The sequence below is a fragment of the Erythrobacter sp. MTPC3 genome (assembly GCF_042854385.1).
In the GTDB taxonomy this organism is placed as follows: domain Bacteria; phylum Pseudomonadota; class Alphaproteobacteria; order Sphingomonadales; family Sphingomonadaceae; genus Erythrobacter.
This window is the reverse complement of sequence record NZ_BTGP01000011.1, coordinates 70,717-88,878: the sequence shown is the minus strand read 5'-3', so window position 1 is coordinate 88,878 and position 18,162 is coordinate 70,717. Positions and strand designations below refer to the sequence as shown.

The 18,162-nt window shown below is 59.3% G+C and carries 11 protein-coding genes; 3 read left to right on the top strand and 8 right to left on the bottom strand.

The window, feature by feature from the left end; genetic code table 11:
* Positions 1-301: 301 nt before the first annotated feature.
* From ACGHU1_RS14750 to ACGHU1_RS14725, 6 genes are all read right to left on the bottom strand, one after another.
* Positions 302-3,886: a M1 family aminopeptidase gene (locus tag ACGHU1_RS14750; RefSeq protein ID WP_390588163.1), complete on the bottom strand. Its 3,585-nt coding sequence runs from the start codon at positions 3,884-3,886 to the stop codon at positions 302-304.
* A 15-nt stretch (positions 3,887-3,901) separates the two neighbouring features.
* A complete protein-coding gene (locus ACGHU1_RS14745; RefSeq protein WP_390588161.1) occupies positions 3,902-4,801 on the bottom strand; it encodes an ABC transporter ATP-binding protein in 900 nt (299 codons plus the stop codon).
* Positions 4,802-4,931: 130 nt separating this feature from the next.
* Entirely contained in the window at positions 4,932-5,489 is a 558-nt protein-coding gene (locus ACGHU1_RS14740; protein WP_390588159.1) for a VOC family protein, read from the bottom strand.
* On the bottom strand, positions 5,486-6,616 hold the full coding sequence (gene hppD, locus ACGHU1_RS14735) for a 4-hydroxyphenylpyruvate dioxygenase (protein ID WP_390588157.1): 1,131 nt from the start codon (positions 6,614-6,616) through the stop codon (positions 5,486-5,488). Before hppD ends, ACGHU1_RS14740 begins: the two co-directional genes overlap by 4 nt.
* A gap of 113 nt (positions 6,617-6,729) precedes the next feature.
* Positions 6,730-8,256, bottom strand: coding sequence for an acetyl-CoA acetyltransferase (locus tag ACGHU1_RS14730; RefSeq protein ID WP_390588156.1), 1,527 nt, complete (start codon positions 8,254-8,256; stop codon positions 6,730-6,732).
* Positions 8,257-8,270: 14 nt separating this feature from the next.
* Positions 8,271-9,539: an acetyl-CoA C-acetyltransferase gene (locus ACGHU1_RS14725; protein WP_390588154.1), complete on the bottom strand. Its 1,269-nt coding sequence runs from the start codon at positions 9,537-9,539 to the stop codon at positions 8,271-8,273.
* 116 nt (positions 9,540-9,655) lie between these two features.
* Here ACGHU1_RS14725 and ACGHU1_RS14720 point away from each other — a divergent pair, with 116 nt between their 5' ends.
* Both ACGHU1_RS14720 and ACGHU1_RS14715 read left to right on the top strand, forming a co-directional pair.
* Positions 9,656-10,429, top strand: a complete 774-nt coding sequence (locus ACGHU1_RS14720; RefSeq protein WP_390588152.1) for a crotonase/enoyl-CoA hydratase family protein — start codon at positions 9,656-9,658, stop codon at positions 10,427-10,429.
* Position 10,430: 1 nt separating this feature from the next.
* On the top strand, positions 10,431-11,594 hold the full coding sequence (locus ACGHU1_RS14715) for an acyl-CoA dehydrogenase family protein (protein ID WP_390588150.1): 1,164 nt from the start codon (positions 10,431-10,433) through the stop codon (positions 11,592-11,594).
* Between the two features lie 78 nt (positions 11,595-11,672).
* On the opposite strand, the gene ACGHU1_RS14710 is transcribed toward ACGHU1_RS14715, so the two are convergent.
* Both ACGHU1_RS14710 and ACGHU1_RS14705 read right to left on the bottom strand, forming a co-directional pair.
* A complete protein-coding gene (locus ACGHU1_RS14710; RefSeq protein WP_390588149.1) occupies positions 11,673-14,225 on the bottom strand; it encodes a TonB-dependent receptor in 2,553 nt (850 codons plus the stop codon).
* A 206-nt stretch (positions 14,226-14,431) separates the two neighbouring features.
* Entirely contained in the window at positions 14,432-16,498 is a 2,067-nt protein-coding gene (locus tag ACGHU1_RS14705; protein ID WP_390588147.1) for a TonB-dependent receptor, read from the bottom strand.
* A gap of 116 nt (positions 16,499-16,614) precedes the next feature.
* Here ACGHU1_RS14705 and ACGHU1_RS14700 point away from each other — a divergent pair, with 116 nt between their 5' ends.
* Positions 16,615-18,123 (top strand): flavin-containing monooxygenase, encoded by a 1,509-nt coding sequence (locus ACGHU1_RS14700; protein WP_390588146.1) that lies wholly within the window; start codon positions 16,615-16,617, stop codon positions 18,121-18,123.
* Positions 18,124-18,162: the final 39 nt, after the last annotated feature.

The window sequence follows — 18,162 nt, the reverse complement described above, 5'->3', positions numbered from 1 at the left end:
AAGTGCGCCTAATGTAAAACCAGACCAGTTAAATTTAAGCGTCGTGTGAAATGAAATGCTCGGGGGTTAAGCTGAATTTCTTTATCGCGGCCAATCAGTCATATTTGACGGCCAAAGCAGCGGCTAGTGCACAATGGTTAATCGACCATAAAGATTTGCGCGGCCGAGGTGTTGAGTGACGCCGCGATCAAGTGATCTGTTAACCACGATCTATGAAACTCCCGCAAGCATGACAATCAAAATTGCGCGCACCGCGGTTGCAGGACTGGTTGTGACCAAGGGCAGCTGCGACCCTATCGGTTCAGTCAGGTTCAACCAGATTGTCATCCGAATTCCGATCGACATATTTATTATATGGATCGATCCCTGCCCATGACGGGCGCTGGTCTGTGACTACGGTAATGTTCTGCTCACCTGAAACCACCGGACGGCGCTCCAACAGGATCACGTTTGCTTTGTCGAATGCCTCCCCGCCGGGCCGTTCGGTGAATAACCCGATTTCAATCTCATCGGACAGGTCAGCCTCGGTTTCAGCGCCCTCGCCGTCGGCATAGAATTTTGCCGCGGCAATCGTCAGCGTGGTTTCAAACCGGCCATCGGAAAGCTCGCGCACTTGCGCATTATCCGCCTTCAAATCGTAAACTGTGATCCGCTGCAGCAGGTCGCGAACCAGATCACGTTCGGCATCGCTGCGGGTCAGCGAATAAAATCCTTCGACCAGATCCTTGGAGCTCGCATAGGGCTGACTTTTGAATTTATACCGGTCAAGCAGGTCTGACAGCATGACATTCACGCGGTCCTCACCCAGCCGGTCCTGCAACAGGTAAAGCGCCACCGAACCCTTGCGGTAATGGATATACCCCTGGTTCTCGACCCGCTCCAGCGGGAGTTCCTCAATCGCTTCGCTGCCGCGTGCGCGCAGGTAACTGTCGAGCTCGTATTTCAGGAACCGGCGCATCTGGTCTTCGCCATACATCTCTTTCATCACCATCAGCGCGGAATATTGCGCCAGCGTTTCCACCAGCATCGTGCCGCCCTGCATGTCCGCACTGATCAGCTGGTGCGCCCAGTATTGGTGGGCGACCTCGTGCGCGGTGATGTAGGTGACGTAATCGATCTCTCCGGGATCACCCAGATTGGCGAGGAAACCGATGCTTTCGGAATACGGCATCGTGCCTGCAAATGCCTGAGCGAACGAGGCATAGCCGGGAAATTCGATCACGCGGGCATGGTCGAATTGATAGGGCCCGAAATTGGCACGGTTATAGGAAAGCGACCGGTCCATCGCGTCCAGCATCCGGTCCACATTGTAGGGGTGCTGGGCATCGTAATAAACCTGCAGTTCAACGCCGTCTGCATTCTTGGTAGCGATTTCGTAGTCAGCCGACTGGATCGAGAAGAATGCGAGGATGGGCGAGGTTGAACGGAACCGGGCAACACGCCGGTCGCCGCGCGTTTCGTCCGACACCTTGGACCCCGGCGCAATCGGCACCTGGTCCGCCGATGTGGTAATAGTGATGTCGGAGTTCACCCAATCGACATTGCCGACATAGTTCCGCTCGCGCGCGCTATCGTCTTCGAGTTTGGGCAGACGCAGTTCCGGTTCCAGATCATAGCTGCGGCGTGTCGCCCTGTCGGTCAGCAGACCGCTGCGGTCCATCCCGATTTGAGGCGCAAATTCGCTGTTGTTCAGGAACGTGCCGTTCTCAACCAGGCGCGTGCCATATCCGTTTGTAGACAGCGCCCTGTGCCAACGCCGACTGGTGAAGCTGAGCGTCGCCGTTTCACCGGAGGCAAGCGGTGTGTCGAAGCGGTAGATCCGGTGCTGATACGTTTCGTCATTGTTTTCCAGCGTCGCACCCGGAATTTCAACTTCGAGCAGTTCTGTCTCGGGATCGGTCAGGCGAACATGCAGCATCTCAACCGGGGCGCCGGTGTCGTTGACCAACTGATAAGTGCCGCTCGCCTCCAGCCGGCGTTCTTCCGGGTAGATATCCACGGCAAGCGTTACGTCGGTGATGGAAGGCTGTTTCAGGCTGGCATATTGGAGATACTCCTTCTCGTAATTGGCCAGCAGCTCTTCGGTCATGTCCTGATTGCGGTAGGTGTTCTCGACATTCATCTGGTTGTAGAGAAACGCGCCGGTGGCGACCGAGACGAGCACGCCTGCAATGCCCAGCCCGCCTGCAGGTGAGGCAATCTTACGGGGCAGCTGCTTAAGGCGCGGCATCAGACGCGTCTCTGTCCCGCGCCGCCAGAGCAGATGGGCAAGGACCGCCAGGAGCAATGCCACTCCGCCCCAGTACAGCCGCATCAGCCAACCTAGCGCGCCGCCAACCGCATCACCGTTCATGTCGGAAACCGGCGAAGGTCCAATCGATCCATAGAGGATCAGCGGGTGATCAAAACCGAGATTGGACAGCGTGATCGACGCTACGAGATAAAGGACCATGATGCCCCAGCCGACGAACTTGTTCGGGCTAAGCGCCTGCACAAACACCGATAGCACGGCGATGAAAACCAGATCGACCGTCGTCGGCAGGATGTACCACGCGAAATACTTGTCGATTTCAAAGTTGAAATACCCACGCGCGGCCTGCACGCCGACTGCCGCGATGACCGATACAAGCAGGGTAGAAAGCAGCACAAGCGTCACCGCAATCGTCTTTGGCACCATGTAAGCCCAGCCCGGAAGCGATGTGCTGTCGATGACTTCGTGGAATTTCCGGTCGCGGTCGCGCCAGACCAGTTCGCCGCCATAATAGATCGCGATGATGATCGGGATGAGCGTGAATGACCCCTCCAAAAGCGGGATCAGCGCAAATGTCGCCGGGACAGGCGGCGTCCCGTAAAGTTCATTGCCGAACATGAGCGCAGTGATGCTGTTGAACAGGCCAATTGCGAGCAGGATGACGAATGCCGGACTGCGCAGCACCTGGCCAATTTCGAACCGGGTGGTTTTCAGCAGCCTTGCAAGGCCTGCTTTTTCCGGTTCGGTCGGCGGCAGCACGGAAACCATTTGCGGCTTGCTGCGGCCCAGCTTTTCAGCCTTTCTCGCCAGCCGTTTCGCCTTGCGCGCGGAGACACCGTTGTCAGCAAAACTGAAACGCCAGTACGCCAAAGCGAGCGAGAGTGCCGCAAGCGCGAGTGCAAGCAGCCGGTTGAACAGGATGTTGCCCTCAAATGCGGGCAGCATCGAATTGCGCTCCGCCGCGGTCCAGTACTGCGTTTCGTTTGCGACCGCGCTGAAGCCCAATGGATCGATCATCGCGGCGAGCTCGCGGTATTCCGGTTCATCCCCTGCCACGACGCTGAACACGACGTAGAGCACAAGAAAACCGACGACCGCGACGTATGAGTACATCATCGATCGAGTGATCGTCGCCACGGCGAAGAAGATCGCGCACAGCAGCACAACCGTCGGCGCTGCGAACAGCGCATAGGCTACGAGATAATCGGATAGCCTGTTCGGCCCCACAGTCTCAGGATCGACCCACGGCATCATCGAACCGACAAAAATCGCCAGCGGAATGACGAGAAAGGCGAGCAGCGCGGCGATGCTTGCACCGGCAAACCGCCCGATAAGGTACGAAAACTTGGAAACCTGCGTGGTGCGGACCATCGGCCCGAAACCGCTTTCATCATCGCGCACGACGACATTCGCTACGAACGCGGTGGTGACGAACATATAGAACAGCGAGAGGATCATCTGCGTTTGCAGGATCGCAAATGGGCTGTTCACATTCACATTGCCGCCGCCGCCAATCTGGATGCTGTCGCTGGCGGTCGCGCCGAATGTGAGCAGGAAGAAAATGACAAGCGCGACCCAGAACACCGGGTTGCGGATCTGGTAACGCAGTTCAAACAGCGCGATTTTTGCGAACATGGTGGCTCCCTGCGCTCAGGCGGCTGCGATTGCGGCGGGATCGACGCGGCGGCTGGAGGCGAGGGTCGAGAAATACACATCCTCAAGCCCGCCATCGACAGACGAGAATCCATCGCCTGGATCGGTGTCCGACAGGATGTGCACGATGGTCCTTCCCGCGAACAGCCGGGTGGAGATCACCTCGTACATCTTGCGATACGCTTCGAGTTCGCCGCGTTCGATTTCCTTCGCCCAGATGGTGCCTTGCGATTTCTGGATGAGGTCGAGCGGCGCGCCTTCCAGCTGGATTGCCCCTTCCACGATAACCGCCATTCGCGGGCACAGATCGGCGACATCCTCGACGATATGGGTCGAGAGGATGACCACCACATTCTCGCCAATCTCGGCCAGCAGGTTCAGGAACCGGTTGCGTTCCTCTGGGTCCAGACCCGCGGTCGGTTCATCGACGATGATGAGATCAGGATTGCCGATCAGCGCCTGCGCAATGCCAAACCGCTGGCGCATCCCGCCGGAAAAGCCGGCAATCGCTTTCTTGCGCATGTCCCACAGATTGACCTGATTGAGCAGGGTTTCGACTGTGTCCTTGCGCGCGCCCTTTGATCCGATGCCCTTCAGCACGGCCATGTGATCGAGCATGTCGTATGCCGATACGCGCGGATAGACACCGAAATCCTGCGGCAGGTAGCCCAGCCGTTTGCGCAGCGCCTCCGGGTCCTGAAGGATATCTATGCCGCCAAACGTTATCCCGCCCGATGTCGGCGTCTGCAAAGTCGCCACGGTTCGCATCAAAGTGGACTTGCCCGCGCCATTGGGCCCAAGCAGTCCGAACATTCCCTTGGGAATGGAGAGCGTTACATTGTCCAGCGCGCGAACGCCGTTTGAATAGACGTGGCTGACACCGCTGAGTTCGAGCATTGCAACAATCCCTCCTGTTGCAAGGCAAGCTATGGAGGTGTGTTACCGTTGTAAAGCAGCTTTATGAACAGCACCGACCAACGCCGATCATCAATCGATGAACGCCGCCCTGCGTGGCCAACCCAGCGCTTCAGTCGTTTTGATGTGCCGCCCGGGCGAGTTCGTGCAGCCAATCGGCATGACGCGGGGCCTTTTTGGTCTCGCTCCATTCGTCCAGCATCATCGGCGCAACGCGCGCCAACTCGGCATATTGATCGTCGGTGCCGATATCAGCCGCCAGTTCGACCCTGTGACCATTGGGATCGAAGAAATAGATGGATTTGAAAATGCCGTGATGCGTCGGGCCAAGCACGTCGATGCCCTCTGCCTCGACATGCGCTTTTGCGGCCAGCAATTCCTCTTCGCTGCTGACCCGGAAGGCGAGGTGCTGAACCCATTGCGGCGTGTTTTCGTCGCGGCCCATTTCCGGCTGATTGGGCAGTTCGAAAAACGCGAGGATATTGCCGTTCCCCGCATCGAGGAAGACGTGCATGTACGGATCGTATTCACCGGTCGAGGGCACATGATCCTCGGCAAAGGCCGTGGTGTATTCCATGCCGAGCACGCGGCCATACCATTCGACCGTCTCTTTGGCATCCTTGCAGCGATAGGCCGCGTGGTGGATGCCCGATGGCTTCACCGCGCTCATTCGGCAGGCTCCCCGGCGGGCTGCGCGGGTTTAGTGTCGAGCACGCCGCGCGCAATCTGATCGCGTTCGATGCTTTCGAACAAAGCCTTGAAATTGCCCTCGCCAAAGCCGTCATCGCCTTTGCGCTGGATGAATTCGAAGAACACCGGACCGACCTGCGCCTCGGCAAAGATTTGCAGCAGCAGGCGCGGCTGTCCGCCTTCGGTCGTTCCGTCGAGCAGGATGCCGCGCATTTTCAACTCGTCGGCAAGTTCGCCGTGGTTCGGCAAACGCTCATCCAGCATCTCGTAATAAGTTTCGGGCGGTGCTGTCATGAACGGTACGCCGAATTCTTTAAGCCGGTCCCAGCACCCGATCAGATCGTCACAGATCAGGGCAATATGCTGAATGCCTTCGCCGTTGAATTCGCGCAAGAATTCCTCGATCTGGCCTTTGCCGCCCTCGCCTTCTTCGTTGAGAGGAATGCGAATCTTGCCGTCCGGTGCGGTCAGCGCCTTTGACGTGAGGCCGGTATATTCGCCCTTGATGTCGAAGAACCGGATTTCCTGAAAGTTGAACAGCGTTTCGTAATAATCGGCCCAGTATTTCATGCGCCCGGAATAGACGTTGTGCGTCAGGTGATCGATCGTGTGGAAACCTGCGCCCTCTGGATAGGGATCGACATCGGGCAGGTAATCGAAATCGATGTCATAGATAGTAAGGCTCTTATCGTCGGCCCCGGCATACCGGTCCACCAGATACAGGATCGCGCCGCCGATGCCGCGGATGGCCGGAATTCGAAGCTCCATCGGACCCGGCTCATTGGCAACAGGCTCTGCTCCCTGAGCGATCAGATGGTCATACGCTGCCTTCGCATCGCGCACGCGGAACGCCATGCCGCACGCGCTGGCGCCGTGTTCACGGGCAAAGAACCATGCGGCGCTGCGCGGTTCGTAATTGGCGATCAGGTTGATGCCGCCTTGCCGCCAAAGGTGAACGTCCTTGCTGCGATGCTTGGCCACGAGGGTAAAGCCCATTGCTTCGAATACAGGTTCAAGCTGGCCTTTTTCCGGCGCGCAGAATTCCACGAATTCAAAGCCGTCGAGGCCGGCGGGGTTATCGAATAGGTCGCCGGGATGCTTGGTCATGGGAGGGGGCCTCTGAATATGTCAATTTAGTTACGTTTGTAACTAAATACGGGAAAGGCACTGGTTTGTCAAAGGTGTGATGGCGCAGTCGGGTTAGAAAAAGTCGCCCCCGCTTAGGCCACACGGCCGATATTGCGGCCCTTGTCATCCTGAATGACAGACAGCCGTGCGCCGAACGGTTTTCCGCCTTCGAACAGCGCGCGGGTCGGCCCATGTTCCAGATCGGCATTGCCGCACACCCGCTCGCCATCGGGATTGCGCCCGAGGAAGACGGCGACGCTGCCGGTTTTGGTGTTGTTGATAGTGTAGGTTTCTACCACCGCTTTGGAAAATGCGCCCTTCGCGGCGGGGACGGCGTTATTGGCGTCGGGCAGCTTGGCGTAACGATCATTGGCGGACCAGTCGGCGGTGTCGGTGGAGTAGATGCCGGTGGCATATTTGCTCATCCAGCCGCCATTCGCGCCGACCAGAGCGTAGGCGCCGCGATCCTTGCGCGCCGCCTGCACCGCTTCGCATATAGCGTGCGCGGAATAGTTGTTCCCCGCCCCGCCAAAGAACGGCAGGCCGCCGGTCAGCGTCAGGCCGCGCGCATCATCGGGCGCGATCCCGAAATGGTCGATCTGGTTGAAAACCGGGATGGCAAAGCATGAATAAAAATCGAGATAGCGCATATCCTCCATCCCCTTGCCCGCGCGCTCCAGCGCAGCCTCTACGCTCGCGATGGAGGCGGGATTGGCGGAAAGGTCCGGGCGATTGGACAGCATCAGTTCCGTCGCGGCGGTCACTGCGTGGATGTGCACCCATTTGTCTTCAGGTATGCCCAGTGCCCGCGCTCTGGCGGCGCTGGCCACGATAATCGCGGCGGCCTGGTTCACCTGATCGCGGGCGACGGTCATGCGGGTGTAGGGCTCCGCCACTATCCGATTGCGCTCCGTCACCGTCGCAAGCTCCTGCGCCGACCTCTCGATAGGTGCCGCCGCGTGCGGATTATTCGCCGCCACTTTGGTGAAGGGTTCGAAGAGTTCTCCGATATCGCGGCGGTATTCGTCGAGAGATTTGCCAAGCTTTGCCCGCCGCGCGTTTTCCGCCAGCGCATAGAGCGGAATTGCGCCCGCCGCGCCGTGCGCAAACAGCGCGTTCTCCATCATCCCCTCAACGCCGAAGCCGTGATCTTCGAAATCGCCCTCGACCTCCTCGGACCAGTCGGGCTTTTCCCCCTTGGCCGAGAGAGCAAGCACAGTGGAGATCGCTTCGGACCCGACAATCACCGCACACTGGCTGTCACCTGCGGCAATGTTCGCGGCGAATTCTCCGACCAATTGCTGGTTCGTCTGCCCGCCCGTCGGTGTCAGGATCGCGCGCTGCGGATCGGCGCCGGCGCGTTTCGCGATGGCGCGCGGCACATTGCTAGCCGCCCCAAATGGAGGCTCGCGCCCCGGACGGGACATTTCGAACGCGCGGATTGCGGCGAGCGTGTCGATTGCAGGTGCAACCGCCTCGCTCGCGCCGCTATCCGCAATCGCCGCCGCCAGTGCCCGCCCGGCGAGGTCCATGTAGGACAGCGCCTCATAGTGCGGCTCGCCGACCCGTTCGGAATATTGGCCCACCCCGATGATGACAGGCGTGTTGTCGGCGATCATGCGCGCGCTCACGATCAGTCTACGAAGCCATCGACCCGCTCGACAATGATCGCAGGGGCCATGCCGCCAGCGGCGCACATGGTGACAAGGCCGGTTTTGAGATCGCGGCGTTCAAGCTCGTCAATCACCGTACCGATCAGGATCGATCCGGTCGCACCAATCGGATGGCCCAGAGCGATCGAGCCGCCATTCACGTTCACCTTGTCCCAATCGAGGCCCAGATCGCGCACAAATTTCGCCGCAACAACCGCGAACGCCTCGTTGATTTCAAACAGGTCGATATCGTCGAGCGACATGCCCGCTTTTTCGAGCACCTTCTTTGCCGCCGGGACCGGAGCGTTCAGCATCAGTGTCGGATCATCGCCCATATTCGCCGTCTGCACGATCCGCGCACGCGGTTTCAGCCCATGCTTTTCGGCATATTCCTTGCTGACGACCAGAACCGCAGCCGCGCCGTCAACCACGCCCGAGGAATTGCCGGCGTGATGGAAATGCTGGATGTCGAGGTCGGGATATTTCTGGTTGATCAGCCCGCGAAATGTTGTGCCGTTCGCATCGAGCGGAACGTCGGCAATCTTGGTAAAGGCAGGTTCCAGCTGGCCCAGCCCTTCAAGTGTGGTTTGCGGGCGCGGATATTCATCCTTGTCGAGCAGCACCGTTCCGTCATCCGCAGTGACCGGAATGACTGATTTTTCAAAGCGCCCCTCGTCCAAAGCCGTCGCAGCGCGCTGCTGCGAACGATAGCCAACCTCGTCCAGCTCTTCGCGCGTGAAGCCCTCCATCGTGGCGATGGCATCGCCGCATATGCCCTGATGCGATTGCGGGTGAACCGATTGCAGTCGCTCATTGTAACTGCCCATCATCGGCGGCTTTAACCCGGCCTGCATTTTCTCTTTCGACATGGCAGCAGTCAGGCTCATCATTTCGGTGCCGCCTGCGACGATGCAGTCTTCCATCCCGCTCATGATCTGCGCTGCTGCAAGGCTAACCGAAGTGATCCCGCCGCCGCAGAACCGGTCCAGCGTGGTGCCCGATGAACTTACGTCATAGCCCGCATCGAGAGCCGCCATGCGGCCCAGATCACCGGCCTGCATCCCGTCCTGCGTCGAAACCGACCAGATCACGTCATCAACTGTTGAGGTGTCCAGCCCGTTACGCGTCGCAATCGCTTTCAGCACGGTCGCCGCCAGGTGCTGCGGATGTTCGGCAGCCAGCGCGCCCTTGCCCTGTTTGCCAATACCGCGCGGAGTGCGGACTGCGTCGATGATATATGCCTCGGCCATGGAGATCCTCTGTTTCTCTTATTGAAATTGCGGTTGACGTATTCGTAAGCCCCCTGCACCACTCACACAAGAATTGAGTTTCAAAACGAAATGGCAAATTAGCTAGGGAGAGCACCTTGTCAGATACCCCCACCCAAGAAGTCCTGACCGAAGTCGATGACGGCGTCCTGATCGTCACGATCAACCGGCCAGAGGCAAAGAACGCCATGACCAAGGCTGCGGCTGAAGGCATCGCAGCGGCGATGGACCGGCTCGACAGCGACGATGATCTGCGCGTCGGCATCCTGACGGGTGCAGGCGGCACCTTTTGTTCGGGCATGGATTTGAAAGGCTTCCTGCGCGGTGAAAGCCCCAGCGTTGAAAACCGCGGATTTGGCGGTGTGGTGCAGGCTCCTCCTGCAAAACCGCTGATCGCCGCGGTTGAGGGATACGCTCTTGCCGGCGGGCTTGAGCTGATGATCGCCTGCGATCTTGTGGTGGCCCATTCGGGCGCGAAGTTCGGCATTCCCGAAGCCAAGCGCGGCCTTGTCGCCGCAGCGGGCGGCGTGATGATGCTGCCGGATCAGATTCCTGAGCGGATTGCGATGGAACTGGCGCTAACAGGTGATTTCATCGGTGCCGAACGCGCTTTTGATCTGGGCCTTATCAACGAGGTGACAGACGGATCCGCGCTCGACGGTGCGAAGGCGCTGGCGAAGAAAATCGCCGCCAACGGCCCGCTCGCCGTGCGGGTGTCAAAGCAGGTGATGAAGGAATCGCGCGGCTGGGCGATGGAGGATCGGTACAAGAACCAGGCGCAGCTGATCGCGCCAGTTTTCGGTTCCGAAGACGCGCGCGAAGGTGCGGCTGCCTTTGCTGAAAAGCGCGCCCCCAACTGGAAGGGAAAATAACATGCCGGTCATCGACGTACCCCAGCCGGAATTCATGGAAGACGAGGAAATCTCGATCTTCGCAGATGCAGTCGGCAAATTCTATCAGGACAAAGCCCCGCAAAAGCGGATTGAGAAATGGCGCGAGAACGGCCAGGTCGAACGCGAATTCTGGAACGAGGCCGGCGAGGCCGGGCTGCTCGGCGTATCCGTACCGGAAGCATATGGCGGCCATGGCGGCGATTTCCGGCACGATATGGTCGTGATCGACCAGCAGGCGAAGCACGGCGTCGATGGGTTCGCCGCCAGCCTCCACAACACCATCATCCTGCCCTATCTCGTGCGGCACGGGACCGAGGAGCAGAAGCAGAAATACCTGCCAAAGCTGGTGACCGGCGAACTGGTCAGCGCAATCGCGATGAGCGAGCCCGACGCAGGATCGGACCTTCAAAGCATCAAGACCACCGCGCTTAAAGACGGCAATGGCTACCGCCTCAACGGATCGAAAACGTGGATTTCAAACGGGCAGACCGCCGATTTCATGATCGTCGTTGCGAAAACCGACCCCAGCGAAGGCGCCAAGGGCATATCGCTGCTGCTGCTTGAGACAGACGGCGCAGAAGGGTTCGCGCGCGGCAAGAAACTCGACAAGATCGGGCTGGATGCGCAGGACACGTCCGAGCTGTTCTTTGATGATGTGTTCATCCCCGGCGACAACATCCTTGGCGGGGAAGAAGGCAAAGGCTTCTACCAGCTGATGGGCGAACTGCCGCAGGAACGGCTCGTGATTGCCATGGGCGCGATGACTGGCATTGAAAAAGCGCTCGAGGTGACGGTCGAATATGTCAAGAACCGCAAGGCATTCGGCAAGACGATCTGGGATTTCCAGAACACGCAGTTCACGCTCGCCGACCTAAAGGCGCGCGGCACGGCTGCACGGGTCTTCGTCAACGATTGCATCGCAAAGCTGCTGGAAGGCAAGCTGGACGTAGCCACCGCGAGCATGGCGAAATACTGGGTGACCGAGCTGCAAAGCGAAGTCGTCGACAAGTGCCTGCAATTCCACGGCGGGGCCGGATATATCAACGATTATCCGATCGCCCGCATGTACCGCGATACCCGTATCGCCCGCATTTACGGCGGGTCGAACGAGATCATGAAAATGCTCATCGCGCGCTCAATGTAGCGCCCGCTTTCATCGTCATAACAAAAAGGGCGGCCCGGTTTCCCGAGCCGCCCTTTTTTTGCGTCTGAACCTTGCGGTTTAGAACTTGGCGCGAACAGCAACGCCGTAAGTGCGCGGTTGCAGCGAGAAGGCTGAACGCGAGTTATTCGCGCCGCTGCCGCGCAGTGTGGTGTTGAACGTCACGCCCCGCACCACCTGATCGGTCAGGTTGTTGACGAACCCTTCGATCGAATAGGCGCCATCGGCAAAACGCAGGCCCGTGCGCAGGTTGATGAAGGACTTCCCATCCTGCACGTCTGCTACGATCAACGGCTGGGCGGCGACGGCCGCGTCAACACCGAGGGTAGCGATCTGCGCCGCGCTTGGCGGAACAATCCCCTGCGTCGAGGTGCGCTGGTCACCTTCCATGCGGATCTGGCCCGCGAGGAAGAATTCAGTGCTGTCGTTAATCGGTTTTTCCCACAGACCGCCGAAGATCGCGACGATGTCCGCAGCATTGGTAAGCGAGAAACCGCAGAGCGAGACGACCTGCGGCGAGATTGAATCGCCGGCGCAATCCTCGGGATATTTCGCATCGAGGATCGTTGCTGATGCGTTGAAGGTCAGTTCGTCGGTCGGACGAATAACGCTCTCGATCTCGACACCTTGCGAAACCGCCCGCGGGACGTTGAAGGTGGCAAACGCGGTGCCGGTGAATTCGAGCACCTGGAAGTCGGTGAATTCCTGATAGAACGCCGCAACGTTAAGCGTCACCGCATCGTCGATAAGGCGGCTCTTGAAACCGATCTCGTATGCGTCGACCTCTTCGGAATCGAACACCGGGCTCGCCCCCAAAACGGCGGCGGTCGTATCAAGGTTGATACCGCCCGATTTGTAGCCGTGCGTGAAGCTTGCATAGATGTTGACCGGCGCAGCAAAGGCGTATGCGACACGCGCTGTCCAGATGAGTTCCTCGTCATCGAAGGTCTCCTCGAAGGTGACCGGCAGCGGGAACACCCCGGCTTCCGGAAGGTCAGCTGGCGCGAGGAAGCCAAGACAGCCCAGCGCAGCCAGTGTTGAGCCAGCACCACCCAGCGGTGCCAGACCACCGGTAAACAGACTGTCGAGAACAGCCGGGCAGGTCGGGTTGTTGGCCGAAGTCTGCGTGAAGCCACCGGACTTTTCTTCCCAGGAATAGCGCGCACCGAGCGTGATTTCGAGCCCGTCGGCGATCTCATAAGAGTTGTTCGTGAAAATCGAATAGCTCTGCGCTTCCTGCTGGAACCGGTTGGTAACACCGTTGCCTGCGATATCCGATCCAGTGAAGGTCAGGAGCGGAGAGGGGCCGGCAATGCCGCCGAACAGTGCCCCGATATTCGCATCGTAATCTTCGCCCGCTACAAACGCGACCGACTGATCGATCGTCTCATCCGAGAAGAAGCCGCCAATTACATAGTTCAGCTTGCCATCGAAACCCTCGCCCTGCAGGCGCAGTTCGGCGGTGTACGTGTCAATCTCGGTGTCGAGCGGTCCGACGTTAAAAATATCAGCTGCGGTGAAATCGGAATCGTAGTTCTCGTTCGCATCGAACTTCCGATATGACCCGATGAAAATGAGGTCTGCGGAGTCAGAAATCGGAAATTCGATCTCGCCCGTAACACCGTAATTCTCGACCTTCGCAAACGGCGCGAAATTGGCCGAGAGCACACGGTTGTCGAGTGCTTCCTCAAAACCGGTCTGATCAAACTTATCGGTTGCAACCGATGGCTGACCGTTCCCGCCATTCGCACCTAGGCCAACTGCGGCATAGGCACCAGCGGTCACCAACGGCGCTTGGAATAGCTCGATCGCGCCGCCAAGGCTTGGCGTGCTCCGCGAATAGTCTGCGATCAGACGCCCCCGAAGACCGCTCTCGGTCTCAAGGCCGAGCTGCGCGCGGATGAGGTACTGGTCGGCATCGTTGGTTTCGTCGAACTTGTTGCCGTCTGCATCGACCACATCAATGTAGCCATCGCGCTCGCGATAGGCGCCAGTAAGACGGAAGGCGAGCGTATCCTCGACCAGCGGCGCGTTCACGGCCCCTTGGACGCTGATCTCGTTGAAATTGCCGTAGGAGGCGTTCACGAACCCGCCGAACTCCTCGAGATCGGGACGCTTGGTCGTGATGTTGAGCGCACCTGCCGACGTGTTGCGGCCAAATAGTGTACCCTGTGGTCCGCGAAGGACCTCGACCCGCTCAATGTCGACAAATTCGTTGAGCGCGACGCCGGGACGCGATTGATACGCGCCGTCGATGAAGATGCCGACTGCGCTTTCGAACCCGATATTGTTTGATGTCGTACCGACACCGCGAACCCTCAGCACAACCGAACCTGAAGATGTCTGCGCCTGGCTGCTGCTAAAACTTGGGGCGACCGAGGTCACTTCCTGGATGTTGTCGACGCCCTGGTTTTCCAGCTGCTGCGGCGACACGGCAGTAACCGCGATAGGAATGTCCTGAACGTCCTGCGCGCGGCGTGTGGCCGTCACGATAATCACATTATCATCGGGTTCAGGAGCTGCGCTGGTATCAGCGTCTTGCGCAAACACCGGGGCCGTGAACGAACTGCAGGCCATCAGACCGGCAGCATAGGCTGCGAACTTACGTGTCATAAATTTTCCTCTCCACGTTCCCATAACCTTTTGGCTTATTGGGTCGAATGAGAGACTATCAGCGCGTTTCGCCCTGCCAAGAGTAATAGGCGCTTCTTCAGAAACCGTAGCAAAAATGCAACATGTTATGTTGCGCCGCAGCATGCGTGCTCACACGCCGCCCTTTAGGTAATTTTATTACGCCGTTCGGATCGCGGGCTGCGAGATCAATAATTAAGCCGGATGCCGGCCCACACCGTCCTGGGCACGCCCAGATCAATCGCTCCACCCGAATTTCGCGTGATGATTTCTTCATCCAGCAGGTTCTCACCGCGAATTACGGCGCTGAACCCGCCGCCCAGCCTTGCCTCGGCAAACAGGTCCAGTGTGGTTGCAGGGGCGAGGGAATTGGTTTCCTGATCGTCTTCAAACTGCGCTCCGACATGCCGCAATGTACCGGCCAGCCGATACCCGTCTGCCGGTTCCCACCAAAGCGTGGCCGATGCCGCGATCTCCGGTGTTTGCGGCGGGCGATTGCCGTCCAGCGCGAGCGACGTGCCCTCACCGTCAATGGTCGCATCGGTGTAGGCAACGGACGCATCCAGCCCGACCTGCCCCAGTTTCACGGCCAGCGAGCCCTCCAGCCCCTGCGCGTCGATGGCGGGCAGGTTCTGGCGCTGGCGCAGGTTCGGCTCAAGCGTGACGTTGGCAATCGCGTTTTCGACGCGGTTATCGAACGCAGTAAGCGACACGACCACGGCGCGCACGGGCTGCCATGTCGCCCCGATCTCGAACCCGCGCAGCCGTTCATTTTCCAACTCGGCATTGGCCTGCGTCACAACCGGAAATACGACGAAGGGCCGATAAAGCTCATTCAGCGTCGGCAGGCGCAGCCCGGTATAGGCCGCTGCGCGCAGATCGAGATCGCGCGTGGCATAAAAGACCGCGCCCGTCCTCCAGCTTAACGACCAGTCATCCCGGTCGGCGGCGATTGTTTCACTGATCACGGCATTGCTAGCATCAACAGCGCGGAAAAAACCGTCTTCGATCTGCGTATAGTCAGCGCGCAATCCGCCGGTCAGCAGCAGCGGCCCGATCTGCCAGTCATCCTCGACAAACAAGCCAAGATTGCTGTTCGTGCCGCCAGCCCGGCGGCGTTCGCGCAGCGCACCTGTAAATGCGCTATAGGCTTCTTCCTGAAGCTCCCCGTCTGATTGCCGGTAATCCGCCCCGACGCGCAAAGTGTGCGCCTCATCCAGCGGTGGCCGCACCTCGATCTTGCCGCCCAGCCCGGTCGAGGGGGTGTTGCGCTGATCCAGCACACGCACAAACCGGGTGGAGCTGATCACGACGTTGGAGAAATTGCGGGCCTGCACATAACCCAGCGCGTCAAACTCCCACTCCCCGCGTCCGACCAGCCTGATGCTCGCATCCTGCCCTTCGCTGGTGGAATCCGCCCCTTCAAACCGGAGCGTGCGCGCGTCTTCGAAAACGCTGACGCGCGCTTGCAGTTCGACCGTATCCGACAACGGGGCAACGGCGCGAATGCCGACCTGCCAACTGTCGAATGCGGCGCGCGCGCTGGCGGGCACACGTTGATCGTCCGGAGTGGTGAAAAACCCCTGCCCGCGGTCCCAGCGCCCGCTGACCACGGCAAAACCGCCGCCCAGTTCAGCGGCGAGCGCGGCGCTGACCTCTGTCTCTTCGCGGTTGTTGATCAGCAGGCTGCCGGATACTGGGCCAAGCGTCTGCGCATCGGCGCTTTCCAGTTCGATGGTCCCGGCCAGCGCGCCCGCACCGAATGGCCCCGCGCCGCCGCCGCGCGTGACGCGGATGCTGCCAAGTGTCTCCGGCGTAATCGATGACAGCGGTATGTATCCGAAAAACGGATCGGCAATCGGCACCCCGTCCAGCAGGACAAGCGCGCGGCTGGTCGCGTTGCCGCCGAGTGCGCGCAGCGTGACGCCCTGCGCGCTAGGGTTCGAAGACCGACTGTCGGACCTGCGAAATTGCTGAAAGCCCGCAACATTTTCCAGCACGTCTTCGATCCGGCCAGATCCGCTGGAGACGATCTGATCGCGGTCGATTTCCGTGATCGCATAAGCACCAACCGACGGGGCCGGGTCCAGCCCTTCCCCAGTCACGATGATTTCGTCGCTGAACTCCTCGGCGGTCTGTTCCTCTTCCGCACCAGTGTCCTGCGCAGACGCAGGGACGGCATGGGAAAGCGCGATGGCGGAACAGATAAATGCGAATACCGAAAGCGGGGTCGAAAGGGGGCGCTGTATAAACATGGCGATGCGCCTAACCGAACCTGCCGTCAAAGTCAGTTGCATTTTGCCATCAAGACTCGCTTTTCATGCGCGCGTGTGGTTACATCGCCGCTTAAACGGGAAGAGAGAACCTGATCATGTTAGCCACTCCACCAGATTTCGATGTGCTTATCGTTGGCGCCGGTATCTCCGGCATCGGCATGGCCGCACATATGGAAATGAAGGCGCCGGGCCATACCTACGCCATTGCCGAGCGGCGCGAGAATTTGGGCGGAACGTGGGACCTGTTTCGGTATCCCGGCATCAGGTCGGACAGCGATATGCACACGCTGGGTTTTGACTTCGAACCGTGGCGGCATGAAAAAAGCATCGCCGATGCGCCGGCCATTCTCGACTACCTGAACCGGATCGTGGACGAACGCGGCATCCGCGAACACATCCGTTACGGGCACAAGGTCGTCTCTGCCGATTTTCGCGAAGATGAAGCGCGTTGGCATGTCGAGATGGAGCTGGAGGACGGATCGACCACCCGGCTGACAGCCAATTTCCTGTATCTGGGATCGGGCTATTACGATTACGACGAACCCTACGACCCAGGCTTTCAGCTTGGCGCGTTTGAGGGCCAAGTGCTGCACCCGCAATTCTGGCCCGAAGACCTCGATTATTCGGGCAAGAAAGTGGTTGTCATCGGATCGGGCGCGACAGCGGTAACGATTGTGCCATCGATGGCGGAAAAAGCTGCGCATGTGACCATGCTCCAGCGCACACCGACATGGATGGCCGCGCGTCCGGCGAAAGACGGATTGGCCAATGCGATCCGCAAGGTTCTGCCTGAAAACCTTGCCTACCGGATAACCCGCTTCAAGAATATCCTGATGCAGGATCTGGTTTTCAAAACCGCCCGCAAGAATCCTGAAAAAGTGAAGAAGAACCTCGTCAAAGGGATCACCAAGGTGCTTGGCCCCGATTATGACAAGGAGGCTTTCACGCCGCCCTACAATCCGTGGGAAGAGCGGCTTTGCCTGGTTCCCGATGGCGACATGTTCGAGGCGATCAAATCGGGCACCGCATCAATCGTTACAGGCCACATCGACAGCTTCGAGGCTGGCGGCATCCGACTGAAATCGGGTGAGCTGGTAGAGGCCGACATCATCATAACCGCAACCGGCCTGAAAATGGCGATCGCGGGCAAAATCGCCGTCAGCGTAAACGGGGAGCCGGTCGATTTTAGCAAACGGTATTATTACAAGGGCTGCATGTTCTCGAACCTGCCCAACCTGGCGGTGGTGTTCGGTTATCTCAACGCCAGCTGGACCCTGCGGGCGGACATCAATTCTGATTATGTCTGCCGTGTCTTGAATGACATGCGGGCCAAGGGAGCGGACATCGCGGTGCCCGTGTTGACACCGGCGCAGGAAGCAGACCTGGAGGAGGACGACATCTTCGATTTCTCCAGCGGATACATCCAGCGGTCCAAGCATATCCAGCCAAAGAACGCGGTGGCCTATCCATGGCGGCTCAATCAGGAATATGTGGTCGACCGCAAACGGATGGCGAACGATCCCGTCGATGACGGCGTGCTCTCTTTCCGCAAGGCTGGCGGGAATGCACGCACGGCTGATGAACAATTGGAGGCTGCGGAGTAAGCTGCCGCGCTTTGCTTGTAGTCATCACGGCCCGCTTCG